Below are 22520 nucleotides of genomic sequence, written 5' to 3' on the forward strand. Positions count from 1 at the left end.
TCAGTACCGCTTTAACCGTCGTTTCGATCTTGCTGCTATGCTTCCCCGCCTCGCTGCTGCCGCTGCCCGGACTGGCAGCCGACCAGAGCGGTGGTTACGCCTAGCGGAAGATTGGCGCTAATCAGGTAACACTAAAACTTTCATGGCATCGTCGCGCGGGAGGAGGTAGCAAATGGCTCGAGAAGTGTACGTGGATCAGGATGTCTGCATCGGGTGCGGCCTTTGTGCCAGCACGGTTCCCGAAGTGTTCCGGTTGAACGACGACGGAGTCTCCGAGGTCTACGACCAAGGTGGCGCCGAGGAGGAGAGGATTCAGCAGGCCATCGACAGCTGTCCGGTCAGCTGCATACATTGGCGGTAAGCCCGAAGAGGCGAAGGAGGATGTCATGAGCGAAGAGATCCGGGAAGAGCGGGTTCGGGAGTTGAGTGAGAGTAACTACCTGATGCTGCGACAAAGTTATCGGATGGTCCAGGAGCTCAAGGGGATGATGGATCGCTTCCACGCAGGCTGCCTCCAGGGCCGCCCCCTCGATTTCGACACCCTCACGGCGATGAAGATCACCGTAACCCGCCTCTACGACGACATGGAACGCTACCTGCGCCCCGAGTGCGACCCCGACAGTGCCCATCCCGATGCCCTGATCGAAAAAGGGTGAAGAAGGCTCGCCCCCCAAAAGAAAGCCCGCGACATGGCGGGCTTTCTTCTTTTCGGTGCGGGAATTTACCTCTCAGAGCTCGGCGAGGTTACTGAACTCTCCGTAGGCGAGATACGTTTTGGGCGCCTCCACGAACTCGTAGATGTTCTCCATGGTATCCAGGTGGCGGCGCTCCTCGTCGGCCAGCATGAGAAGGGTCCGGCGGGTGGTCTCGTTGTTTGCCATGGCGGCCATCTCTTCATAGAAGCGAATCTCTTCCTCCTCTTCCCTTACCGTAAACCTGTACAGGTCCGGGTCATCCCGGATTTCGTTCAATAATTCCTGTTGGGTTACCTGCGGCTTGAAGCTGCAGACCTTGTGGTCGAGGTCGTCGAGGCTGGCCTTATGGGGAGCGGTCGTTCTTTTCAGACGGACCAGTTTGTCCCGGTGCTCCCGTTCGGCGGCGGCCAGGATGGCGAAGAGGGTCTTGAGCTCCGGCTCGCTCGCCTCCTCCTCTAACCCCTTGTAGTACTTCTCAGCTTCCTCCTCAATCTTTATGGCGCAATCGAAGACGTTCATGTCATCCCCCTATGCTCTAATCGCGGCGGCTGTCACTGCTGTTCGTTTTTCTGTCACTGGTACAGGGAGTGGTTTTACTGGTACTCTCATTATATCACTCCCTGTCAGCGCCGGTGGCGGGTATACTCACGGTGCGGGGTGACGGTGACTGAACCGTCCGTGGCTGTTCGGACGAGGTTCGGCTGGCTTGGCCGGTGACACAGTGCACGAAACGGCTCTCGCCCCGTGCCGGTGCCACGGAGGATGACTGGTGATCGATCGAGATAGTTTGCTGAAGAGATTGTCGGGGGAGGTCTTTGATCTCGTGGTGGTCGGCGGCGGGGCGACCGGTTGCGGCGTTGCTGTCGACGCGGCCTCTCGCGGCCTGAGCGTTGCCCTGGTCGAAAAGGGGGACTTCGGCTCGGGAACCAGCGGGAGAAGCTCCAAGCTCCTCCATGGCGGTGTCAGGTATCTGGAACGGGCGGTGCTTCACTTGGATCGGGGAGATTTCAAACTGGTGCGGGAGGCCTTGGCGGAAAGGTCCACCCTGCTCCGCCTCGCTCCCCACCTCTGTCGCCGGATTCCCCTGGTGGTCCCCATCTATCAGAGTTTGCAGCTGGTCTATGTCCGCGCCGGCTTGATACTCTACGATACGCTCGCCGGCGCCCACGGGATCGGCGCCTCGAGGACCCTTGGCCCCGACGAGGTGCTCCGGTATTTCCCCTTGCTGCGACGGGAGGGGCTCAAGGGGGGAGTGCTCTACTACGACGGGCAGTTCGACGACGCCCGCATGAACCTTGCCCTGGCCCTGACCGCCATAGAGCAGGGGGCCGCGGCGGCCAACTACGTCGAGGCGGTGGCGGTCCTTCATGAGGACGGGGGGGTGGCGGGCGTTCGCCTGAGAGATCGCTGGTCCGGGCGGGAGTGGGACGTGCGCGCACGCTCGGTGATCAACGCCTGTGGTCCTGGCGTCGACCTCCTCCGCCGGCTCGACCAGCTGGACGCGGCTCCGCTTCTTGCCCCCAGCGTCGGCAGCCATCTCGTCTTCCCGGGAGTCCTGACTCCCGAGGGGGCCGGGATCACCATCCCCAAGACCCCGGACGGCAGGGTCCTCTTCGTCCTTCCCTGGCATGGTGGGACCCTGGTTGGCACCACCGATCACCCGGCCGCCGCCGGGGAGCCTCCCCTGGTCGATCGCGGCGACGTCCGCTACCTCCTTGAGCAGGTTACCCGCTACTTCCAGCTCGATCGGGACTCCGCCCGCGTCCTCTCCTCCTGGGCCGGAGTCCGGCCCCTGGTCGGAGATTCCTCGGCCGTTGACACCGCGAGCCTGCACCGCGACCACCTGATCGACCGTTCCCCGTCCGGCCTCATCACCATCACCGGGGGGAAATGGACCACCTACCGGAAGATGGCGCAGGATACCGTCGACCTCGCCGTCCGCCACGCCAACCTCGCCCCGGCCGGCGAGTGCCGGACCGGCCGTCTCGAGCTCCATGGGGGTGAAGGATACCGGGAGGATGCCTGGACGTCGCTGATGGCAGGGTACGGGCTTTCCGAGGCGTGCGCCCGGCATCTCAACGGCAGTTACGGCAGCCGTGCCGGGGTGGTCGCCACGTATTGCCGCGGGAGGTTCGCAGAGGGAATCGTTGCCGGTCATCCCTTCCTGAAGGGGGAGGTCGTTTATGCGGTGAAGGAGGAAATGGCGCTGACCTGCCTGGATTTCCTGGAGCGTAGGAGCGGGCTGCTCCTCCTGGATGTCGCCGCCGCCCGGGAGGCTGCGGAAACCGTGGTCGAGCTGATGGCCGCCGAGCTTGGCTGGGAGGAGCCCCGCGTAGCCGAAGAGCGGCAATCCGTCCTCGACTGGAAATAGGGCCAGTTGCGGTAGCGCCTGATCCCTCACGTCTGGTTACCTTACTGCTCCCCGGTTTTCTTCATTTTGTGCAGCACCAGGAAGGTCGCCGCCATCGCCGCGTACCCCGCCGCCAGGTGCCACACGATGTCCGAAGGAGGGGCCAGGGGCGAAAAGAGGGCTCCCGAGGGAAGCGGTGAGTGCATGATGCCGAAGAGGGTGAAGAGTGCGCAGATGACGAGGAAGACGGATGCCTTGGCCGGCCGGTGATCGAGCACGTAGGCGAAGGCCGCCCCCCACAGAAGCGAGGTCACGATGAAGCCGTTGCCGAGGATGGTGGTGGCGGTGACGGTGGCCTTGAGATCGCCGGTGAGATCCGCCGCGCTCTTCCCGACTCCGGCCAGAAGCTGGCCGAACTCGATGGAAACCAGGCAGGCGATGACCGGAATGAAGGAGATCGCCAGCGCCCGGTAGTGCTCCTTGGCGGTGGCCTCGAAGGCCTGGGAGGTGATCTCGATCCCGATGAAGAGGCCGGTGGCGATGGTGTAACCGGAGCGGCCTCCCATCTCCTTGTAGGCGGGATGGCCGATGTAGGGGCAGGACTGGATCACCCCGCCGCACATCCCCGCCAGCAGGGTGGCGAACCCTTCCACCAAAAGGATATCCCGGGTGTTGTAATCGTCGCCTGCCACCGCCGCGCTCTCGGTGACGTCGACGCCACCTACCACCGTGGCGAGCGCGAACGGGATGGCCAGCGGCAGGTAGCCGAGCGCCCGGCCGAGCCCCGGTAAAAATTCCAGCGAAGGAAGCGGCAGGTGCAGGGCCAGTGACGGCGGCGTCAGGGCAGGGTGGAGCCCGTCGGGGAGAAGGCCGATACTCCCCAGCACGTAGTAGGCGACGGTGCCGCAGAGGATGCCGGCCAGGGCTCCCGGGAGGCGGAGCGGGAGCCGGAAGCGGGCCAGAAGCGAGATGAAGACGATCCCCAGGGAGAGAAAGCCGACCACCGGGGAGGCGAAGAGCTTCAGAAAGGGAAGGTAGGCGATCAAAAGAAGTGCCACGGCGGCGATGCTTCCGAGAAGCCCGGCGCGGGGGATGGCCCGCCGGATGGCGGGGCCGCAGAAGGAAACGGCGATCTTGAAGATCCCCATGAGGATGATGGTGGCCATCCCGACCTGCCAGGTGAGGTGGGGATCCCTGGTCGCGAGGTAGCAGGGGCCGATGACACCGAAGGTCATCCCGAAGGTGGACGGGGTGTCGAGCCCCAGCGGCATGGCGGTAACGTCGGTGCGGCCGCTCTTTCTTGCCAGTCTCCAGGCCATGAAGGAGTAGAGGAGATCTCCCACCAGCACCCCCATGGCCGAGCCGGGGAGCATCCGGGAAAGCACCAGCTCCTGGGGGAATTTGAAGGCGCCGGTCAGGATGGCGGCCACGATGACCAGGTTGGTGACGTTGTCGAGCATGAGGCCGAAGAAGGCGTTGATGTCGCCAACGGCAAAAAGGCTTGATCTTTTCTTCATTATGGGCTCCTAGCAACAGCCGCCCAAAAGTGCCATACCCCGGCCCGACTTTGCAACACTTTCGTCGCCTGCTGCCGCGCGCCCACGCCCCCTCTACCAGCCCGCTGCCCACCAACTCCTTGCATTCCTTCAAGGTGTGGTACGGGTGGGGATGGGGGGCGAACCATGGATGTGGTCGAGACCGATACCTTGAGAGAGGAGAGAACCGTAATGTTTGAGAAGCAGACGAGCGATGGTTACAGCAGGCCGCTGGATGGAATCGAGCAGAAAACCCTGGTGTACGGAGACCAAACCCTGATGGTGGAGTTCGTGCTACGGGAAGGTGCGCAACTTCCCCTCCATTGCCATCCACACGAGCAGATCGGATACCTGGTCAAAGGAGAGATCCGGCTGACCATCGGTGACGAGATCCACCAGGTACGTCCCGGCGACAGCTGGTGCATCCCCGGGGGCGTTCGCCATGGCGCCGAAATCGTCCAGGACTCCGTAGCTGTCGAGGTGTTCTCCCCGGTGAGGGAGGAGTACCTCCCGTCGGTGCCCTAGCCGGTCACCGCACCAGTGAAAGACCCAAATGAAACGCCCGCCTGACATTGCTGATGAGGCGGGCGTTCCCTATCTGACTTTCCCATCGTGGAGGCTCGCTCCGATGGCTGGTGCGGTTTTCCATTACGGGGTGGGCGGGGTGTAGTACGGTTTCTTACCGGTTCCCTTGCAGACTATGCAGGGGACGATGATCTGGTCGTAGCCGCTTTGACGGAATGCCGCACGAATTTTCCCTTCGCCTTTGCATCTCGGGCAGACCATAACGTTCTCCTTTTGCAGTCCCGTTTGTCGTTTGCTCTATCTCAATCTTACTAAAAGCAGCAGAAAGTATCCATGGGCAAATTCAGGAGAATCAATAGGTTAGCTGCGTCTAAAGCTGGGCGGGCGCGAAGTCGCCGGGCCTTTACGGGGCAACTCCGGCTTTGGTGCTTTTGCGCGTCTTGAGGTGGTGGGGGAGCATGCGGCACCAACGAAAAAAGGCCTCGCGTGGAGGCCCTTTTTTCGTAGAAGCGGAGGCCTGTCGCCTGCCTTCGCGATGGAAATGCCTCTTTATGTTCAGCTGCTTCAGAGAAAGAGGACCAGGGAGGCAGCATGCCGTCCGACGGTGGTGATCCGGCGGGAGATCAGTACTCCAGCGGCGGATCAGTAAAATAACATTCGGGATCGTCGGCGAGGTGGACGAAGTGGGCGATGTGCTTGTCGCCTGCCATTCGGGGGCGGACCCGTTTGCCGCACTTCGTGCATTCGAAACGAAGGGAATCCCGGTGTTCGGGCTGGGCGGCTTCCCTGATTGCCAGCGCCTTCTCGACGTCTATGAGGTGCCCGAAAAACTTACACTGTAATGCCAGAGCCATGAGCGCATTCCTTTTACATCCGGAGATGGTTATGTCCAGAAACATAACAGTATTCTATAATCATTGTCAATGGTGAAGGAAATTTACCGCCGTCCGAGAAGGTTGCTCCCAACAAAAAGCCCCCGGCATCTGCGTGCCGGGGGCTTTTTGTTCCAGTTGTTATGGTGCTGTTTTATTGGCCTATGCGCACTCGGAGTAGCCGCAGACGCGGCAGACTGCGCAGCCACCTTCGTGCTCGACGACGCCGCCGCACTCGGGGCAGGCGCCCTTCTCGAAGGTCGGGGCCTCGACCACTTCGGCGTGGCCGGTGATGGCGAGGTGGGCCTGGATGGCCTTGGCCACCGCGTCCGAGCAGGAGAGCACCTTGTTGTCGCCGAAGCCCGAAGGCGAGTGGCAGGAGATGCCGAGGAGCTGCTTGACCACCGAGCGTGCCTGCACCCCGCTTCTCCACGCCAAGGAGACCATGCGCCCGATCGCCTCGCACTGGGAAGCGGCGCAACCGCCGGCCTTGCCCATGGTGGTGAAGACTTCGAAGAGCCCGCTGGCGTCCTCGTTGATGGTGATGTACAGCGGGCCGCAGCCGGTCTGCATCTGGTAGGTCCAACCTTTGAGGGCCTTGGGGCGCTCCCGCTTGACCGCGCGCTTCTCCTCGACGGTCGGCGCGGCTGCCTTTGGCTCTTCCTTCTTGCCGGTCGAAAGGACCTGCTCGTCGCGGGAGCCGTCGCGGTAGATGGTGACCCCTTTGCAGTTGGTCTCGTAGGCCAGGCGGTACACCTGCTCGACGTCCTCCATGGTAGCGGTATTGGGGAAGTTCACCGTCTTGCTGACCGCGTTGTCGGTGTAGCGCTGGAAGGCGGCCTGCATGGCGATGTGCTCTTCCGGAGTGATATCGTGGGCGGTGACGAATATCTCCCTGATCCCCTCCGGGATCTCGGCGATGTCCTGCACGGTGCCGTGCTCGGCGATCCGCTGCATCAGCTCTTCAGAGTAGAACCCTTCGGCCTTGGCCATCCTCTCGAAAAGCGGGTTGACCTCGACGAGGATGTTCTTGTCCATCACCTGGCGCACGAAGGAGACCGCGAAGAGCGGCTCGACGCCGGAGGAGGCGTTGGCGATGATGGAGATGGTCCCGGTCGGGGCGATGGTGGTCACGGTGGCGTTGCGGATCGCCTCCGCGCCCGGACGGTCGTAGATGGACCCCTTGAAGTTGGGGAAGGGGCCCCTGACCTTGGCCAGGCCGCGGGAGGCGGCCTTCGCCTCGTCGTCGATGAACTTCATGACCTCCTCGCCCAGCTTCACCGCCTCGTCCGAGGCATAGGAGACGCCGAGCATGATCAGCATGTCCGCCCATCCCATGACGCCCAGGCCGATCTTGCGGTTGGAGCGGGTCATCTCGTCGATCTGGGGGAGCGGATAGTTGTTCACCTCGATGACGTTGTCGAGGAAGTGGACCGCCAGGTGGACCACCTCTTTCAGGCGTTCCCAGTTGACCCGGCCGTGGCTCACCATCTTGCCGAGGTTGATGGAGCCCAGGTTGCAGGACTCGTAGGGAAGCAGCGGCTGCTCGCCGCACGGGTTGGTCGACTCGATCTCGCCGATGTGCGGGGTCGGGTTGTCCTTGTTGAGGCGGTCGAGGAAGATGATCCCCGGCTCCCCGTTCTCCCAGGCCTGCTTGACGATGCGGTTGAACACCTTGCGGGCGTTGAGCTTGCCAACCGGCTTCTTGTCGCGGGGATTGATGATGTCGTAGTCGGTGTCGGCGTCCACCGCCTTCATGAAGGCCTCGGTGATGCCGACCGAGATGTTGAAGTTGTTCAGGTGGCGCTGGTCGGCCTTGCACATGATGAAGTCCATGATGTCCGGATGGTCGACGCGCAGGATGGCCATGTTGGCCCCGCGACGGGTCCCCCCCTGCTTGATGGTCTCGGTGGCGACATCGAAGACCTTCATGAAGGAGAGCGGGCCGCTGGAGATGCCGGTGGTGGACATGACCACGTCGTTGGCCGGCCGCAGCCTGGAGAACGAGAAGCCGGTGCCGCCGCCCGACTTGTGGATCAGGGCGGTGTGCTTCACCGATTCGAAGATCTCTTCCATGGAGTCGCCCACCGGAAGGACGAAGCAGGCGGAAAGCTGGCCGAGTTCGCGGCCGGCGTTCATGAGGGTCGGGGAGTTGGGGAGGAACTCGAAGCGGGTCATGAAGTCGTAGAACTTTTCCGAAAGCGCGGCGACGTCCGCCTTGGGCTCGAACCTGGCGTCGGCCTGGGCAATGGTGCTCGCCACCCTGCGGAACATGTCTGCCGGGGTCTCTAAGGGCTTGCCTGCGGTATCCCTCTTGAGATAGCGCTTCTCAAGCACCGTCTGCGCGTTTTTGGAAAGTCCGGGAATGACTCCTTTTTCGACCGCTTTTTTCATAACGCTCCGTTCTCCTTGTGGAAAAAGATTCCAGGGTGATATCTTGCTGGCACCACCCACCACATTTAGTGGGCGCGGTGATATAAACCACAAGATCTATGGCGAAGTCAAGACCATTTAAATTAAAATTTGTGGCCGTCGAAAAAGGTCCGATAGCGTCTCGGGTTAGCTTTACAAGGGCTCTCCCGGTGTGCTATTAATGGCGGGCTAATCTTGTGGGGACCACGTGCACGAACGCGTGCGGGGGGGCTATGGCGGACAATCTTGAGAGCCAGGTGAAGGGATTGCAGGACCTTGTCGAGGTCTCCAAGGCGGTGGTTTCCACCCTGGATCTTGACACCGTGCTGCAGGCGATCCTGACCTCCGCCATGACCCTGGCCGAGACCCCGGCCGGGAGCATCGCCCTCTATCACAGCCCGGCCAGGAAGCTGACCCTGCGTGCCCATGCCGGCCTGAGCGCCGATTTCGTGAAGAACGAGTCGTGGGAGGTGGTCCCGGGAGGGGTCACCGAGCGGGCGCTGGCGACCGGCGAGGCGGTGGTGGTGGAGGATACCGAGGGAACTCCCTCCTTTGCCGACCCGGTGCTGCTCGGCGAGGGGATCCGGTCGCTGCTCTGCTTCCCCCTGATCTTCCAGGGGGGCGGCCTGGGGGTCCTCTACCTGGACGACTTCGTCCCCCGCCGCTTCGAGCGGGAGAAGTTGAACCTTCTCTCCATCCTCGCCTCCTTTGCCGCCATGGCGATCAACAACGCCTCGCTGCACAAGCGGACCAAGCTTTTGGCCATCACCGACCCGCTGACCGGGCTTCACAACGACCGCTACTTCAAGCATTTCTTCCGGCAGGAGATGGCGCGGGCCCGGCGCTACCACAAGCCGTTCTCGATCATCATCCTCGACGTCGACGACTTCAAGGCCTACAACGACAGCTTCGGGCACGCCACCGGTGACGAGCTCCTGAGCCACCTCGGGGGGGTGATCCTCCAGACGGTGCGGGGGGTGGACGTCGCCTTCCGCTTCGGCGGCGAGGAGTTCATCGTCCTGCTCCCCGAGACCAGGCTCTCCAACGCCATCCTGGCCGCCGAGCGCCTGCGGGAGGGGATCGAGCGGGAGACCGCCAAGAACCTGGTGGGAACCGCCACCCGGGGCGTCACCGTGAGCGTCGGGGTCGCGAGTTATCCCGACAACGGCGACAGCATGGACGAACTCTTCAATATCGCCGACTGCCTGGTCTACCGTGCCAAGTGCTGCGGTAAGAACAAGGTCTATCATCAGGAAAGCCTGCTCAATCCGACCCCATGAAATCTATTTCCCGTAATGCCATACTGTCGTCCCTGTCGCTGCTGGCCGTCCTGCAGGTCACTCCCGCCCAACCGGCGTGGGGCGCGACCGATCATTCGTTGCCAACCCCGGCCTCTGTTGCCGCCCCCGCTCCGGCTCCCCGGCCGCTGGCCTCCTTCGACGCCACCCTCTTCTACCGTGACCGCCTCATCACCGAGGACACCGTCTGGCGCGGCCAGGTGCTGGTTGAGGGGGTGGTGACGGTAGGCCCCCAGGCGACCCTTACCGTGGAGCCGGGAACCGTGGTCCGCTTCCGCCGTGGTTCCGGGCAGCCTCCGGCCCTCATGATCCAGGGGAGGCTCGTGATCCTGGGGAGCCGCGAGGAGCCGGTGCGGCTCACCTCCGGGTTTGAAACGCCGGCCGCGGGAGACTGGCAGGGGGTGCTGCTGCTGGGGACCGAGAAGAAGAACCAGCTGGAGAACTGCCTGATCGAGGGGGCCCAGACCGGGCTCGAGGTCGATTTCTCCAACGTCACCCTGCGTAACGTCGCTGCCGGGCACTCCTCTACCGGGATGAGGTTTCAGGAGGCGGTGGTGCTGATGGAGGGGGGGGGCGCGAGCGGCTGCGATACCGGGCTCCTCTTCTCCGAAAGCGAATCCACCGTGCGCGGAGCCAAGGTCTCCGGAAACCGCGTCGGGGTGAGCGGCAAACGAAGCTCCCTTTACCTCAGTGAAGTCGTGGTCTCCGGCAACAAGGAGGCGGGGCTCTCTGCCGATGGCTGCCGGCTGAGGTTTCTGGGAGGCGCGCTGACCGGGAACGGATGCGGTGCTACCCTGCTCGGCTGCGAGGGCGCCATTACCGGGGCCAGGCTGGTCCGCAACCGCGACTTCGGCCTCTCCCTGACCACCTCGCGCATGCGGATAAACGGGAACCTCGTTACCGGCAACGGGCAAAACGGCATCATGGTCTTCGACAGCTCCCCCCTTGCCTGGGACAACGCCTTCTTCGAGAACGCCGGCTACGACGTCTACAACGCCGGCACCGAGGAATTCCGGGCCCCCGGCAACTGGTGGGGCGCCGGCACCCCCAAGATCTTCGACAACAACGGCAGGGGAAAGGTAATGAACACGCCGCTTCTGCCGGCCAGGCCCGAGTGGACCCTCGGGCAGTAAACCCTTCCCTGCTCCCCCGCTATCGTGCTGCCGTCATCGTTACCATTAGCTGTACGGAAAGACGGGCGACCGCGACCTCGAGCGAAACCTTTACCAATAAAAACGCAATGGAGAAGTTGATGACACGTAGAGACGGCCGGGCGGCCGATGCCCTGAGAGAAATCAAGATAACCAGGAACTACCTGAAGCACGCCGAGGGGTCGGTCCTGATCGAGTTTGGCGACACCAAGGTGATCTGCAACGCCACCGTGGAGCCGAAGGTGCCCCCCTTTCTGAAGGGGAAGGGGACCGGTTGGGTCACCGCCGAGTACTGCATGCTCCCCCGCGCCACCCACACCAGGAACCAGCGCGAATCGGCCAAGGGGAAGCTCACCGGCCGGACCCACGAGATCCAGCGCCTGATCGGCCGTTCCCTGCGCGCGGTGGTAGACCTGGACGCGCTCGGCGAGCGCTCCATCCTCATCGACTGCGACGTCATCCAGGCCGACGGCGGCACCCGCACCGCCTCGATCACCGGGGGGTACGTGGCACTGGCCGACGCGCTCCAGTCGCTGGTCGATAACGGCGACCTTCCCGCATCGCCCTTGCGCGAAGCGGTCGCCGCCGTCAGCGTCGGGATCGTCGAGGGCGTTCCCTTTCTCGATCTCGACTATCCCGAGGACTCCAGCGCCGAGGTGGACATGAACTTCGTCATGACCTCGTCGCTTCGTTTCGTCGAGGTGCAGGGGACCGCGGAGGCCGAGCCGTTCACCCTGGAGCAGATGGACGCCATGCGCAACCACGCCATCTCCGGCCTGACCAGGCTCTTCGAGATCCAGCGGGAGGCGCTCGGCCAATGAAAGAGGTGATAGTCGCCACCGGCAACAAGGGGAAGCTACGGGAGTTCGCAGAGCTTTTGAAGGGGGTGGTAGACACCATCCTCTCCCCGGCCGATTTAGGCGGCCTCCCCGAGGTGGAGGAAGACGGCAAGACCTTCGAGGAGAATGCCGTGAAGAAGGCGCGCTCGGCGGCCCTCCTGACCGGGAAGCCGGTCCTGGCCGATGACTCCGGTCTTTGCGTCGATTACCTCGGAGGGCGGCCGGGAGTCTACTCGGCCCGCTTCGCCGGGGAGGGGGCGGGGGACGCCGCCAACAACGCCCGTCTCCTGTCGGAACTGGCCGGGGTGCCGGCCGAAAAGCGGCAGGCGGCCTTTCACTGCGTGATCGCCCTCTGCCTCCCCGACGGAAGCTGCCGGACCTTCGACGGGGCCGTCTCCGGTTTCATCCTGGAAGAGGCTCGCGGGGAGGGGGGCTTCGGCTACGACCCGCTGTTTCTGGTGCCGGAGTACGGCCAGACCTTCTCGGAGCTCCCGATGGAGATCAAGAACGCCATCAGCCACCGCGGCCGCGCCATGCAGATGCTGAAAGAGGCGCTAGCCGCCGACTCGAAGGGGTGAGGTCGGCGAAGCCGGTGGTGGTGGGGCGGCGACCATGGGATCGTTTTCGAGCCGCTCCGGCTAAAAATGCTTGCACCCCGCGGAACACTGTGCTATAAACGTGCTTCTTGAATACGGGGTGTAGCGCAGCCTGGCTAGCGCACCTGCCTTGGGAGCAGGGGGCCGGAGGTTCGAATCCTCTCACCCCGACCACTCAAGTGAAGCTTCTGCGCCTGTAGCTCAGTTGGATAGAGCAACGGCCTTCTAAGCCGTAGGTCAGAGGTTCGAACCCTCTCAGGCGTGCCAATACAATTTATGGTGGGTATGGTGAAGCGGTTAACACAAACGACTGTGACTCGTTCATACGTGGGTTCGAATCCCACTACCCACCCCAACTAAAAAATGAGACCCCGTGCAAACGGGGTTTTCCGTTTGTACACCACGCGAGAGTGGCGAAATTGGCAGACGCACCAGACTTAGGATCTGGCACCCTAGGGTATAGGGGTTCAAGTCCCCTCTCTCGCACCATGAAAATAAATCAAGCACTTAGGCGGCAAGCCTGGGTGCTTTTTTTTTGTCCGCGCACCTGTTGCTAAATTTGTTCCGCTTTTGCCCCTCATGTACCTCCTCCCCAATTTTTTCGTTCTCTCCCCCCTCCCGGCCGGCTCGAATTGGCAGCGTAGCCTGAGGGTGCAACTGGTCTGACAACCTTCATGTTCTCGTCAGGTCGGCCACGTCTGTGGGGCTCCATTCTTGGTTGCTCTTCGTGCTGGTCCGGACCCTCCTGCGAATGCGTGTACCTTGAGCCCCGCTTCACGCCTAACTCTGGTAAAGACAAGGCATGTCGCGCCGATAAGTGGTATCAGAATACGAAGCCTCGTTCGAAGATAATGCCCTTCCAGGTGGATTGTAAAGGACCTCTGGCTCTTTATGTCGCTAGTAGTCAACAGCATTTTGAATGCGGATTTGCTATATAAGCATAAATTTAACCTGGGACGGTTTTTATTTATCCGGTCGAGGTACTGTTAGAAGGAGTTGTTCTTGACTATAGAAGAGGCATTCGGTGTAGTCATTCGCAGGCTACGGAGAGAACGAGGGCTGTCTCAGGAAAAACTTTCCGCGACCAGCAACCTGGACAGAACCTTCATCTCGAACATTGAGGGGGGGAAACAACAGCCAAGCCTTATCTCGATCTTCGCCCTTGCCAATGCACTCTGTGTCTCTGTATCCAATATCCTGCTCGAGGTGGAGGTCATACTCGAGATCAACCATCCACAATCACCGTGCCCGGCCAAAGCTGAAATTCTGAGGGTGTTCAACGATATGGCGACCTACTTGGCAGATATCCAGGAAACATACCGCGGGACGGAAACCATTCTCTTTGCCGATGACGAGGAAGCGCTGAGAGAGTTGCTGGCCCAGTTTCTGGTCGGCTGTGGTTATAACGTCCTCATGGCCAGCAATGGCCAGGAGGCGGTAGAACTTTACAAGGAACACCGCGAAAGGATCCACGTCACCATCCTGGACATGCTGATGCCGGCCCTCAATGGGATGGAGGCTTACCACCAGATCAAGCTCATAAGCCCTGACGCCCCGGTCCTGCTGGTCAGCGGCTACTATGCCGATACCAGGGGCGCTTGTTCCCACCCTAGGATCATCCAGAAACCTTTCTCTCCCGTCGATCTGCTGAAGGAGATCAGGACCGTCCTCGACTCCTAGCCGGCAAACGTCGCTGGTCGCCATCGCGGCTGGTCGGCCGCTCCTCTTCCCCCCCTGGTCCCGTCCCTTCTGTGCCGGGAACCTCGCCCTATGGTGTTTCGGTAATTAACGCCATGTCGTGAAAACGTTACTAATGCAATACCTCTTGAAAAGCCGATACCTCCTGGTTTACGCTCTCATGAATTGTGGCACCGAAAGCAAGGAGGTTCCCTGACACCATGAGATGCATGCGAAGGATGTTCCCCTTCATGTTATTGGCCGTCGCCGCGGGGTGCGCGAACATGCCGACCGGGCCGAGTGTTAACGTGCTTCCGGCCCCCGGAAAGTCCTTCGAGCAGTTCCAGGTCGAGGACAACACCTGCCGCCAGTGGGCCGATCGCCAAGTCGGGCAGCCGGCCCAGGATACCTACGAGAAGAACACCGCCACCGGAGCGGTCGCCGGTACCGCCGTCGGTGCGGGAGTCGGCGCCGCACTCGGCTCGGCCTCCCATCATGCCGGGACCGGTGCCGTGATCGGCGCCGCCACCGGTCTGCTGTTCGGCTCCGCCATCGGTTCCGATCAGGGGACGGCGAGTGCCCGCCAGGTTCAGCGCAGGTACGATAACGCCTATGTACAGTGCATGTACTCCTACGGGAACCAGGTTCCCGGCGTGCGCCGGACAAAACCGAGGAAGGTCGCCCAGGCCCCGGTAGCCCCCCCTCCGCCGGTGGCCGCCCCCGCCCCGCCGCCAGTGCTCTCCGCCCCACCTGCCGTTGATATCCCTGATCCGCCCCCAGCGGTAGCGCCTGCTCCGGTTCCGCCCCCGCAGGTGGTATCGGCTCCACCGCCCCCCGTCGTGATCGATGACGACGTGGCGTACTATCAGCCTCCGCCGGAGGTCTATTTCAACGATGCTCCCCAGTTCGTGTACTACCCGTCCATGAACATGTACGTGGCGGTCGGGACCCCTTACGACCTGGTCTACACCGGTAACGAGTATTACTATTTCTACGGCGGGCGCTGGTACCGGAGCCCCTACTACAACGGCCCCTGGGTCTACGCCCCCCGCAGAAGCTATCCTGCCTTCTACCGCTACCGGATCGACAACATACGGCACTATCGCGAGGCCGAATACCGTCGCTACATGCGCAATCGGGGTGAGTACCGGGGAAGGTGGCATCGTCCCGAGTATCGCCGTGCGAAGGTACGGCCGGAGTTCCGGGACGAGCGCCGCAGGTGAAGCAGAAGATTGGGTTCAATTGAAAAGGGGGAAGCCGCGGCGGCTTCCCCCTTTTTTCTGTTGAGTCCGGATTCCCTCAGCTGTTCTCGATCTCGACGACCTCGATATCGAGGACCAGTTCCTGTTGGGGGTTGCTGTCGACCTTCACCCCCTTGTCGGTCGCCATTATCGAGAACTCGTCCGGCGAGCCGGCGTTCACCACCTGGCGTTGCAATTCGCCCGGGGTTTTTCCCATCGGTGCAGTGGTGTCGAGGGAGTGGTGGGCGACTGCTCCCTTCCTGCGGCCGTATCCCTTCTCCGGAGGGATCGTTACCCGCCTCGTTTCTCCCGGAGACATCCCCTCTAGAGCTTCCTCGAGTCCCCTCATTACCTTGCCGGCACCCACCGTTATACGCATCGGGTCGCCACCGGCGGTCGATTCTACCACCTTGCCGTTCTTTAACATCACCGTGAAGTGCACGAGGGCGGTGCTGCCGTACTTTATCTGAGGCATGTTGTACCTCCTGTCTCGACGAGATTAGAGGAGTTTTAACAGGAGCCGGGCGATCCGCTATTCTCCTTTGTTGCCATGATCACCAGCCGGGAGACCTTCCGGAGCCCCCCATCATCCCTCATGGCCAGGGTGACCTCTGTGGTCACCGCTTTCACCGTTGTCACTACCTGCTGAACATCACTCCCGCCGCTCTTCCCTCCTGTTAGCCCGATGTGTCTCGGTCTCTGGTCGGCGCTCGTGGGCCCTCTTCGCCGCGGCGCCAGCGGTTTCCTGCGGCGGTCATTCCCGTGATTTACGGTTGACATTACGATCTTGCGGCGGGAAAATGCCGCACTTCTACTGTGAAGAACGACGAGGTACTAAGATGGCAACGAAAAAGCTGCAGAAGAGACTTCTGCAAGGAAACGAGGCCCTGGCTCGGGGACTCGTCGAGAGCGGCTGCGTGGTCGCCGCCTCCTACCCGGGGACTCCCGCTTCCGAAATTCTCGGCTCGGTGAAGAGTTGGCAGCAAGCGGAAGCCGTGGAGATGCACGTCGAGTGGGCGGTGAACGAGAAAGTTGCGCTGGAGATCGCCTATACCGCGAGCCAGACGGGGCTGAGGGCGGCGACCGCCATGAAGCAGGTGGGACTCAACGTTGCCAGCGATCCCCTCATGAGTGCCGCCTATCTCGGCGTCGTCGGCGGTTTCGTCGTGGTGAGCGCCGACGATCCCGGCCCCCATTCCTCCCAGACGGAACAGGACAGCCGGCTCATGGCCATGCTGGCCAAGATCCCGGTCCTCGATCCCGGCTCCCCTGAAGAGGCTCGCGCACTGGCAGGTGTCGCTTTCGAGTTGTCCGAGCGCTTCCGGATCCCGGTGATGATCCGACCGACCACCAGGGTCTGTCACGCCTGCCAGGATATCGAGCTTCATCCCGTCACCCGGCTTGAGCGAACCGCCGCTTTTAAAAAGGACCCCTCTCGTTGGGCGGCGACCCCGAAATTCCGCTATCAGCTCCACCTCGAACTCAACGACAAGCTGGCCGAGATAGCCGCCTACGGGCCGACGGCTCCCCGCTGTCTCAATCCGGAGGTCAAATCCCGTCGGGCAGTGGTCGCTTCCGGACCGGCCGCAAGCTATGCGAAGGAACTTTTTGGCGATCTCGATCTCTGGGAAAAGGTGAACTTGCACCAGGTCATCCAGCCGTATCCCTTGCACTCCTCCTTTGTCGATGCTCTCCTGGATGGATACGACGAGATACTGGTGCTGGAAGAGACGGTCGGCGTTATCGAGATGCAGATCCGTGACCGCCACAAGGTGCGGGGAAAGCTGTCGGGGATGGTCCCCGAGGCGGGGGAGCTCCTCCCCGAGGTGGTCGAGCGGTTACTGGCCGATTTTGCCGGGCTGACCCTGCCGGTCCAGGTTGCGGTCCAGGCCCAGGGGGGAAGACGTCCCACTCTCTGCCCTGGATGTCCTCATCGGGCGAGCTTCTATGCCATCAAACGTGCCGCTCCTGCCGGGATCTATCCCAGCGACATCGGCTGCTACACCCTGGGAATCAATCTTGGTGGCGTGGATACCGTCCTCTGTATGGGCGCTTCCATCAGCCAGGCCGCCGGCTTCTATCAATCCTACCGGGTCACCGGGCAGCAGAAGGATATCGTGGCGACCGTCGGCGATTCCACCTTTTTCCATGCCGGAATTCCCCCGCTGATCGACGCGGTGGCGCAAGGCGCTCGCTTCGTGTTGGTCATCCTGGACAACGTTACCACTGCGATGACCGGCAATCAGCCCACCCCCGCCCACGGGAGCGAGGCGGGACAGGCGGTCCAGATCGAATCCATCGTCAAAGGATGCGGCGTCGGATTCGTGGAAACTGCCGACCCTCTGCAACTGCCGGCATTCACCGCTTTGCTCAAGAAGGCGGTCGCCTATTCCCGGGAGCAGGGGGTAGCGGTGGTGATCGCTAAAAGCCCCTGCCTGGTTGATCGGGCGGCTCCCAAGCAGAACCGGCGCCAGCCTACCGTCTCCAAGGCCTGTACGGGATGCCGGGTCTGTATCGACCACTTCGAATGCCCTGCGCTGCGGTTTGACCAGGATGGCAACCGGGTAGCGGTCGATCCCATGATCTGCAGCGGGTGCGGGGTCTGCCTGGACGTCTGCGCCTTCAAGGCCATTGAGCGGGAGGAGAGGCCATGAACCAGCAATTGATCATCTGCGGGGTGGGGGGACAGGGAATCCTCTTCGTTACCCGACTGTTGGCCGAGTCCGCCATCGCCAAGGGACTACCCGTCCTCACGAGCGAGACCCATGGCATGGCACAGCGGGGAGGCATCGTCGTTTCTCATCTGAAGGTAGGCGCCTTCCCCAGTCCGCTGGTCCGGCCGGGGCGGGCGGACGCCCTCCTCTCCCTCAAACCGGAGACCGTGGCACTCCACCTCCATTTCCTGAAAGAGGGAGGGACCGTCGCGGCCAATGCGCAGCAGCCGCTGGCGGAAGTGGCCGGGCATCCTGCTTCCCTCATCGATGCCGATGCGCTGGCACTGTCTCTTGGGGATCCGCAGGCTGTCAACCTCATCGTGCTGGGGTGCGCCCTGGCGCGCTCGGGAACCCTTTTCTGCACTGCCGACGAGGTGGAGGCGGTAATCCGGCGCAAGATGGCCGGCAAAGACAAACAGCTCGCGCGCGCGTTGGCGGCCTTCCGGGCCGGCTTGGAGGCGGGCGGCAAGGAGGATGGAGCATGCTGACGCGGTTTCCCTCCAAGGCGTCTCCCGCCGATCTCGAGGCGTTTCAGCTGGCCGGCCTTCGATGGACCGTGCGTCACGCCTGGGACAACTCTTCTTTCTACCGGCAACGCCTGGAGGACGCCGGCGTTACCCCTGACTGCATCGACTCCCTCGACGACCTGCGGCGTCTTCCCTTTCTGACCGCCCAGGATCTCGCTGACGGTTACCCCTTCGCGCTGCGCTCGGTTCCTTTCGCCGACTTGGTCCGCATCCATGCCTCCTCCGGAACCACCGGCAAAAGGAAGGTCCTCTGCTATACCCAGAAGGACATCGATGACTGGCAGACGATGTTTGCCCGCTGCTATGAACTCGCCGGGCTAACCCGGGAGGACCGGGTGCAGATCGCGGTGGGCTACGGACTCTGGACCGCGGGGGTCGGATTCCAGCAGGCCTGCGAGCGGTTTGGTGCGCTGGCTATACCGGTTGGCCCCGGAAATCTCGACATCCAGACCGACCTCATGATCGACCTCCAGACCACCGTGTTCTGCTGCACTGCCTCTATGGGCCTCCTCCTAGCCGAGTCCGTCCACCACCGGGGGCTCAAGGACAGGCTCAACCTCAAAAAAATCATCCTCGGGGCAGAGCGTAGTTCGAGCGCAATGCTGGCCACCATGAGGGAGTGTCTCGGGGTAACGGATATCTACGACATCACCGGCCTCACCGAGCTCTACGGCCCCGGTACGGGTCTCTCCTGCGGCCACGGAAGCGCCATTCATTACTGGGCCGACCACTACATCCTCGAGATCCTCGATCCCAATACCCTTCAGCCGGTCGCTCCCGGCGAGGTCGGCGAGATGGTCTATACCACTCTCGGCAAGGAAGGGGCGCCGCTCATCCGCTACCGATCCCGTGACCTTACCCGCCTCATCGAAGGGGAGTGTTCCTGTGGCTGCACGCTTCCCCGCCATGACCGAATCCTCGGACGCTCAGATGACGTCGTCATCTTCCGTGGAGTCAACATCTATCCCGGCCAAGTCGACGAAGTGTTGAACGGTATCGAGGGGATTGGCAGTGAGTATCAGGTTCACCTCGGCCATAATGCGGAGGGGCGGGACTTTATGGTGGTAAAGGTAGAGCGCGCGAACGCTCCCTGTGGCATCGGCGATGAGCAGATCCAGAAACGGATCCGATCCGGTATCAAGCACACCCTGCTGGTATCCTGTGACGTCGAGATGGTCGGCCACGGTACCATGCCCCGCTCCGAACGGAAGACCAAGAGGATATTCGACGACCGGAAATTCGAGTAGCCGGGCGGGAGTAAAAAAATTCACAGTTCGTTTTTTGTCGGACCGGTGTAACCCCCCGAAAGTAGTACAAAATCCCCGAAGGAGTGCTGGCGGTGTGAAATTATTGCCTTTCCTGTCTTGGACGAGTCTTTATTTCGGCCCCCGGAAGTAGGTGAAATTGTTTGGTTAAATTTCTCTTATTTTTGGCACGGACTTTGGATGTGAGATGATCGTGCACCGCGATCACCACGTGCAGGAGGAAACGGCGATGAGAGAATACAACCTGATCAACAGATGCCTCGTCATCCTCAAGGGTTCCAGGATTGATGTCATGACCAAGCTCAGGATCGAGAACCTGCTGATCGGAATCAAGATGCTTCTCCTCGCCGACGTCCTCCAAGAGGGCATCGCGCCGGACTTCGAGGAACTTTCCGAGAAGGTCACTGCCGTCTGCAACGGCAGCACCTCGGAAGGTGTCTCCGGTCTCCTTGACTACGTCCGCAAGCTCCGCAGCTCCATGGTCGAGTGCCTCGACCTCGGCTGCTGATCCGGAACCTCTCCTTTTCTCCCCCTAGCCGGCGTCGCTTCCTGCGGCGCCGGTTTTTTGTTGTCGTCGGCTAACCCGTCCGTCCGCTCCCCTTAGATCACTGTAAAAAAATTCACAGTTCCTTTTTTTACTTCCAAGGGCTAACGGCTCGGAATCACAGCGGCTGAAGGGGCAGCGAGGAGTAGGGTGGAAAAAAGGGAACAGTGGCCCCTGAAAGTCTCAGGTGGGGCGGGCGGTGCCAACCCCCTGGATTTATTTAAAATAAAACGAACTTAAATTTGGCACGAAGTTTGGATGTAGGAGGGCGTGCCCAGGATCTCCCTCAGGAGGTGCCATCATGAAAGAATTCACGATCATCAACAGGTGTCTCGGCCTGCTCAAATCTTCGAAGATTGACATCATGACCAAGCTCAGGATGGAAAACCTGCTGATCGGTATCAAGGTCCTCTTGTTGGTGGATGCGGATGGGCAGGCGGCTACCGGGGATCTCGAGGAGCTTTTCTGCCACGTCAAGGAAGTCTGCACCGGTAACTGCTCGGAAGGCACCAAAGGCCTTGTTGACCATGTCCGCAAGATGCAGAGCAGCATGGTCGCCTGCCTCAATCTCAACTGCTGAGCTACAGAAGCCCTTCGCCCCCCAATGCCGACACCGTCTTCAAAGCGGTGTCGGCATTTTTTGTGGAGCGTTTACTGGCTGATATTCATTTTCATATTGGCCGTGCTGGCAGTGAGGGAGTACAATTGACAGTAAGAAAGTCTGAAAGGAGGCGTCACATGGCACACAAAGTCAATAATGCTTTGATGCTGTTCGGCGGTAGCGTCGTTGGTGCCGGCCTGGCTCTGCTGTTTGCTCCCTGCTCAGGGGCTAAAAGCCGCAAGCGTATCGTCCGGTTCAGCAAGTCCATGACAGACAAGGGCGAGAAGATGGTGCAGGGGTTCAATGACAGCGTGTCCGATTTCACCGGAAGTATGACCAGCATGGGTAAAAAGGTGACCAGCATGATGCATCGCTGAGGTTACCGGCACCCCGTAAAATGCCGCAAGGCCCGCCGCGACCCGTTCGCGCCGGGCCTTGCGTTTTCAAGACGCGATCTACCCCAAACGGATCAGTACTGCGCCGGCCACGATGACCGAGGCGGAGGCTAGTCTCATCACCCCGCAGCTTTCCCTCAGCCAGACGATCCCTACCAGCACGCCCACCATGATGCTCACCTGCCGTACCGGTACCGCATATCCAACCGGCGAGAGGTTCAGGCCATAGCGGAAGGTGAGAAAGGACGCCAGGACCACCGGTCCGCTCCAGAGGATGTGTTTCCAGTTCTCGCGTAACTCGGCGGCGACGAGGCTCCGGTATTTGGGGCGAGCAAGATTGGCCGTCATCAAAAGCAGCATTGAGAGGATGAGGAAATAGGTGAAATGGATGGGAGGGTAGTGGGTGACCCCGGTCTTCTCGGCGATGGAGCCGACGGAGTAAATTAACCCGGCGGAGAGCGCTGCCCGGGTGGCAGGGCTTGTCAGGTCGCTGAATGGCCTGGCCAGCTCTGAAAAGGAAGGATGGCGCATCTGGAGGGAGAAGGTCCCCAAGATGACCAGCACTATCCCCGCAGCCCCCAGGAGGGAAACCTTTTCGCCTAAGAGCAGCATTCCCCAGATCGGGACATAGATCATGGAAGTCTGCGAAAGGGGGTAGATCAGTGAGAGGTCACCATCGCGGTAGGCGCGCCCGTTGAGCAGATGGTACAAGACATAAGCGACAGCACCGACGGCGATCATGAGAAGCGTGCCAGACTCCGGCCAGCGAAACTGCTCGGGCGCCCACGGCAGCAACAGGGTGAACAGGGTAGATGACGTCAGGAACATCCACCATATGAATACGGTTTTTTGGCGGCTCCGCTTAACCAGGAGATTCCACAGGGCGTGCATGACGGCGGAGATGATGATCAGGATGAAAGCGAGATTGGACATCGCCGCAGTATACCCAAGTCCATGGCCGATGTCAGTTCAATGTTGCCCTGGGACCTAGTAAGAGGGGAGCCGGACCCTCGGCGGGGAGGTCGATGGTAACCTGTCGATGTTCCATCGCTTCTATGTAGGGTGAACGAAAAAATTACTCTCGCGACAATTTTTTGTTGACTCGCAAGGGCTGTTTATGTAGATTGCTGAGTCTGTCGCAACGAGCGGCAGTCTTGGTCTTTGAAAACTAAATAGTAGACGAATCACAATGTGGGTCTTTTTTTAAGTCAGTTGTTTTTCAACTAGAATCGAGCTTTCGGTTTAACTTTAAACTGGAGAGTTTGATCCTGGCTCAGAACGAA

Annotated in this window: 23 protein-coding genes, 4 tRNA genes and 1 pseudogene; 21 read left to right on the forward strand and 7 right to left on the reverse strand. The window is 61.3% G+C overall.

Annotated features, from left to right (window positions below):
• The 3 genes and pseudogenes from ACYVL5_RS22560 to ACYVL5_RS22570 all read left to right on the forward strand — a co-directional run.
• Nucleotides 1-121 (forward strand): annotated as a pseudogene (locus ACYVL5_RS22560) (IS1595 family transposase); the annotation flags it as partial.
• A gap of 51 nt (nt 122-172) precedes the next feature.
• The gene (locus tag ACYVL5_RS22565; protein WP_460597814.1) at nt 173-361 is read left to right on the forward strand and encodes a ferredoxin; all 189 of its coding nucleotides are present in this window, start codon (nt 173-175) and stop codon (nt 359-361) included.
• Between the two features lie 25 nt (nt 362-386).
• Nucleotides 387-656 (forward strand): hypothetical protein, encoded by a 270-nt coding sequence (locus tag ACYVL5_RS22570; RefSeq protein ID WP_460597815.1) that lies wholly within the window; start codon nt 387-389, stop codon nt 654-656.
• Between the two features lie 72 nt (nt 657-728).
• Here ACYVL5_RS22570 and ACYVL5_RS22575 read toward each other — a convergent pair whose 3' ends face one another.
• Complete coding sequence (locus ACYVL5_RS22575) at nt 729-1214, reverse strand: ferritin-like domain-containing protein (protein WP_460597816.1); 486 nt, start codon at nt 1212-1214, stop codon at nt 729-731.
• Between the two features lie 250 nt (nt 1215-1464).
• Here ACYVL5_RS22575 and ACYVL5_RS22580 point away from each other — a divergent pair, with 250 nt between their 5' ends.
• Nucleotides 1465-3066, forward strand: coding sequence for a glycerol-3-phosphate dehydrogenase/oxidase (locus tag ACYVL5_RS22580; RefSeq protein ID WP_460597817.1), 1602 nt, complete (start codon nt 1465-1467; stop codon nt 3064-3066).
• 41 nt (nt 3067-3107) lie between these two features.
• Here ACYVL5_RS22580 and ACYVL5_RS22585 read toward each other — a convergent pair whose 3' ends face one another.
• The gene (locus tag ACYVL5_RS22585) at nt 3108-4562 is read right to left on the reverse strand and encodes a SulP family inorganic anion transporter (RefSeq protein WP_460597818.1); all 1455 of its coding nucleotides are present in this window, start codon (nt 4560-4562) and stop codon (nt 3108-3110) included.
• Nucleotides 4563-4772: 210 nt separating this feature from the next.
• Between ACYVL5_RS22585 and ACYVL5_RS22590 the strand changes: the two genes are divergently transcribed.
• Entirely contained in the window at nt 4773-5105 is a 333-nt protein-coding gene (locus ACYVL5_RS22590; protein WP_460597819.1) for a cupin domain-containing protein, read from the forward strand.
• A gap of 123 nt (nt 5106-5228) precedes the next feature.
• Here the strand turns inward: ACYVL5_RS22590 and ACYVL5_RS22595 are convergent, their stop codons facing one another.
• From ACYVL5_RS22595 to ACYVL5_RS22605, 3 genes are all read right to left on the reverse strand, one after another.
• Complete coding sequence (locus ACYVL5_RS22595; RefSeq protein ID WP_460597820.1) at nt 5229-5366, reverse strand: hypothetical protein; 138 nt, start codon at nt 5364-5366, stop codon at nt 5229-5231.
• A 362-nt stretch (nt 5367-5728) separates the two neighbouring features.
• Nucleotides 5729-5959, reverse strand: coding sequence for a hypothetical protein (locus ACYVL5_RS22600; protein ID WP_460597821.1), 231 nt, complete (start codon nt 5957-5959; stop codon nt 5729-5731).
• A 180-nt stretch (nt 5960-6139) separates the two neighbouring features.
• Nucleotides 6140-8371 (reverse strand): vitamin B12-dependent ribonucleotide reductase, encoded by a 2232-nt coding sequence (locus tag ACYVL5_RS22605; RefSeq protein ID WP_460597822.1) that lies wholly within the window; start codon nt 8369-8371, stop codon nt 6140-6142.
• A 251-nt stretch (nt 8372-8622) separates the two neighbouring features.
• Between ACYVL5_RS22605 and ACYVL5_RS22610 the strand changes: the two genes are divergently transcribed.
• The 10 genes from ACYVL5_RS22610 (at nt 8623) to ACYVL5_RS22655 (ending at nt 15173) form a co-directional block, all read left to right on the forward strand.
• A complete protein-coding gene (locus ACYVL5_RS22610) occupies nt 8623-9669 on the forward strand; it encodes a sensor domain-containing diguanylate cyclase (protein WP_460597823.1) in 1047 nt (348 codons plus the stop codon).
• A complete protein-coding gene (locus tag ACYVL5_RS22615) occupies nt 9666-10820 on the forward strand; it encodes a right-handed parallel beta-helix repeat-containing protein (protein ID WP_460597824.1) in 1155 nt (384 codons plus the stop codon). The genes ACYVL5_RS22610 and ACYVL5_RS22615 overlap by 4 nt, the downstream gene beginning before the upstream one ends.
• A 119-nt stretch (nt 10821-10939) precedes the next feature.
• Nucleotides 10940-11659 (forward strand): ribonuclease PH, encoded by a 720-nt coding sequence (rph, locus tag ACYVL5_RS22620; RefSeq protein WP_460597825.1) that lies wholly within the window; start codon nt 10940-10942, stop codon nt 11657-11659.
• A complete protein-coding gene (locus ACYVL5_RS22625) occupies nt 11656-12255 on the forward strand; it encodes a non-canonical purine NTP pyrophosphatase (protein WP_460597826.1) in 600 nt (199 codons plus the stop codon). The genes rph and ACYVL5_RS22625 overlap by 4 nt, the downstream gene beginning before the upstream one ends.
• A 114-nt stretch (nt 12256-12369) precedes the next feature.
• Nucleotides 12370-12447, forward strand: a tRNA-Pro gene (locus ACYVL5_RS22630).
• 16 nt (nt 12448-12463) lie between these two features.
• A tRNA-Arg gene (locus ACYVL5_RS22635) sits at nt 12464-12540 on the forward strand.
• Nucleotides 12541-12552: 12 nt separating this feature from the next.
• Nucleotides 12553-12628: transfer RNA gene (locus ACYVL5_RS22640), tRNA-His, on the forward strand.
• A gap of 49 nt (nt 12629-12677) precedes the next feature.
• Nucleotides 12678-12762, forward strand: a tRNA-Leu gene (locus ACYVL5_RS22645).
• 513 nt (nt 12763-13275) lie between these two features.
• Nucleotides 13276-13953 (forward strand): response regulator, encoded by a 678-nt coding sequence (locus tag ACYVL5_RS22650; RefSeq protein ID WP_460597827.1) that lies wholly within the window; start codon nt 13276-13278, stop codon nt 13951-13953.
• Nucleotides 13954-14171: 218 nt separating this feature from the next.
• Nucleotides 14172-15173: a glycine zipper family protein gene (locus tag ACYVL5_RS22655; RefSeq protein ID WP_460597828.1), complete on the forward strand. Its 1002-nt coding sequence runs from the start codon at nt 14172-14174 to the stop codon at nt 15171-15173.
• Nucleotides 15174-15249: 76 nt separating this feature from the next.
• Here ACYVL5_RS22655 and ACYVL5_RS22660 read toward each other — a convergent pair whose 3' ends face one another.
• Nucleotides 15250-15666 carry an FKBP-type peptidyl-prolyl cis-trans isomerase gene (locus ACYVL5_RS22660; protein ID WP_460597829.1) on the reverse strand — a complete coding sequence of 139 codons (417 nt, stop codon included), beginning with the start codon at nt 15664-15666 and terminating at the stop codon, nt 15250-15252.
• Nucleotides 15667-16030: 364 nt separating this feature from the next.
• Here ACYVL5_RS22660 and ACYVL5_RS22665 point away from each other — a divergent pair, with 364 nt between their 5' ends.
• From ACYVL5_RS22665 to ACYVL5_RS22690, 6 genes are all read left to right on the forward strand, one after another.
• Nucleotides 16031-17845, forward strand: a complete 1815-nt coding sequence (locus ACYVL5_RS22665) for an indolepyruvate ferredoxin oxidoreductase subunit alpha (protein WP_460597830.1) — start codon at nt 16031-16033, stop codon at nt 17843-17845.
• A complete protein-coding gene (locus tag ACYVL5_RS22670; RefSeq protein WP_460597831.1) occupies nt 17842-18393 on the forward strand; it encodes an indolepyruvate oxidoreductase subunit beta in 552 nt (183 codons plus the stop codon). Before ACYVL5_RS22665 ends, ACYVL5_RS22670 begins: the two co-directional genes overlap by 4 nt.
• Complete coding sequence (locus ACYVL5_RS22675; protein WP_460597832.1) at nt 18387-19679, forward strand: phenylacetate--CoA ligase; 1293 nt, start codon at nt 18387-18389, stop codon at nt 19677-19679. Before ACYVL5_RS22670 ends, ACYVL5_RS22675 begins: the two co-directional genes overlap by 7 nt.
• 247 nt (nt 19680-19926) lie before the next feature.
• Nucleotides 19927-20205 (forward strand): hypothetical protein, encoded by a 279-nt coding sequence (locus ACYVL5_RS22680; RefSeq protein WP_460597833.1) that lies wholly within the window; start codon nt 19927-19929, stop codon nt 20203-20205.
• A 337-nt stretch (nt 20206-20542) separates the two neighbouring features.
• Nucleotides 20543-20821, forward strand: coding sequence for a hypothetical protein (locus ACYVL5_RS22685; protein WP_460597834.1), 279 nt, complete (start codon nt 20543-20545; stop codon nt 20819-20821).
• Nucleotides 20822-20979: 158 nt separating this feature from the next.
• Complete coding sequence (locus ACYVL5_RS22690) at nt 20980-21219, forward strand: YtxH domain-containing protein (protein ID WP_460597835.1); 240 nt, start codon at nt 20980-20982, stop codon at nt 21217-21219.
• A 78-nt stretch (nt 21220-21297) separates the two neighbouring features.
• Here ACYVL5_RS22690 and ACYVL5_RS22695 read toward each other — a convergent pair whose 3' ends face one another.
• Nucleotides 21298-22170 carry an EamA family transporter gene (locus tag ACYVL5_RS22695; protein WP_460597836.1) on the reverse strand — a complete coding sequence of 291 codons (873 nt, stop codon included), beginning with the start codon at nt 22168-22170 and terminating at the stop codon, nt 21298-21300.
• Between the last annotated feature and the right edge of the window lie 350 nt (nt 22171-22520).

It is taken from the genome of Geomonas sp. Red276 (assembly GCF_054784495.1).

Excerpts from the sequence above, each read along its gene's own strand:
- rph (WP_460597825.1), top strand. The coding sequence starts at position 10,940 with ATGACACGTAGAGACGGCCGGGCGGCCGATGCCCTGAGAGAAATCAAG.
- ACYVL5_RS22670 (WP_460597831.1), top strand. The coding sequence starts at position 17,842 with ATGAACCAGCAATTGATCATCTGCGGGGTGGGGGGACAGGGAATCCTC.
- ACYVL5_RS22685 (WP_460597834.1), top strand. The coding sequence starts at position 20,543 with ATGAAAGAATTCACGATCATCAACAGGTGTCTCGGCCTGCTCAAATCT.
- ACYVL5_RS22680 (WP_460597833.1), top strand. The coding sequence starts at position 19,927 with ATGAGAGAATACAACCTGATCAACAGATGCCTCGTCATCCTCAAGGGT.
- ACYVL5_RS22570 (WP_460597815.1), top strand. The coding sequence starts at position 387 with ATGAGCGAAGAGATCCGGGAAGAGCGGGTTCGGGAGTTGAGTGAGAGT.
- ACYVL5_RS22625 (WP_460597826.1), top strand. The coding sequence starts at position 11,656 with ATGAAAGAGGTGATAGTCGCCACCGGCAACAAGGGGAAGCTACGGGAG.
- ACYVL5_RS22610 (WP_460597823.1), top strand. The coding sequence starts at position 8,623 with ATGGCGGACAATCTTGAGAGCCAGGTGAAGGGATTGCAGGACCTTGTC.
- ACYVL5_RS22585 (WP_460597818.1), bottom strand. The coding sequence starts at position 4,562 with ATGAAGAAAAGATCAAGCCTTTTTGCCGTTGGCGACATCAACGCCTTC.
- ACYVL5_RS22575 (WP_460597816.1), bottom strand. The coding sequence starts at position 1,214 with ATGAACGTCTTCGATTGCGCCATAAAGATTGAGGAGGAAGCTGAGAAG.
- ACYVL5_RS22595 (WP_460597820.1), bottom strand. The coding sequence starts at position 5,366 with ATGGTCTGCCCGAGATGCAAAGGCGAAGGGAAAATTCGTGCGGCATTC.
- ACYVL5_RS22565 (WP_460597814.1), top strand. The coding sequence starts at position 173 with ATGGCTCGAGAAGTGTACGTGGATCAGGATGTCTGCATCGGGTGCGGC.
- ACYVL5_RS22690 (WP_460597835.1), top strand. The coding sequence starts at position 20,980 with ATGGCACACAAAGTCAATAATGCTTTGATGCTGTTCGGCGGTAGCGTC.
- ACYVL5_RS22600 (WP_460597821.1), bottom strand. The coding sequence starts at position 5,959 with ATGGCTCTGGCATTACAGTGTAAGTTTTTCGGGCACCTCATAGACGTC.
- ACYVL5_RS22675 (WP_460597832.1), top strand. The coding sequence starts at position 18,387 with ATGCTGACGCGGTTTCCCTCCAAGGCGTCTCCCGCCGATCTCGAGGCG.
- ACYVL5_RS22655 (WP_460597828.1), top strand. The coding sequence starts at position 14,172 with ATGAGATGCATGCGAAGGATGTTCCCCTTCATGTTATTGGCCGTCGCC.
- ACYVL5_RS22605 (WP_460597822.1), bottom strand. The coding sequence starts at position 8,371 with ATGAAAAAAGCGGTCGAAAAAGGAGTCATTCCCGGACTTTCCAAAAAC.
- ACYVL5_RS22590 (WP_460597819.1), top strand. The coding sequence starts at position 4,773 with ATGTTTGAGAAGCAGACGAGCGATGGTTACAGCAGGCCGCTGGATGGA.
- ACYVL5_RS22695 (WP_460597836.1), bottom strand. The coding sequence starts at position 22,170 with ATGTCCAATCTCGCTTTCATCCTGATCATCATCTCCGCCGTCATGCAC.
- ACYVL5_RS22660 (WP_460597829.1), bottom strand. The coding sequence starts at position 15,666 with ATGCCTCAGATAAAGTACGGCAGCACCGCCCTCGTGCACTTCACGGTG.
- ACYVL5_RS22615 (WP_460597824.1), top strand. The coding sequence starts at position 9,666 with ATGAAATCTATTTCCCGTAATGCCATACTGTCGTCCCTGTCGCTGCTG.
- ACYVL5_RS22665 (WP_460597830.1), top strand. The coding sequence starts at position 16,031 with ATGGCAACGAAAAAGCTGCAGAAGAGACTTCTGCAAGGAAACGAGGCC.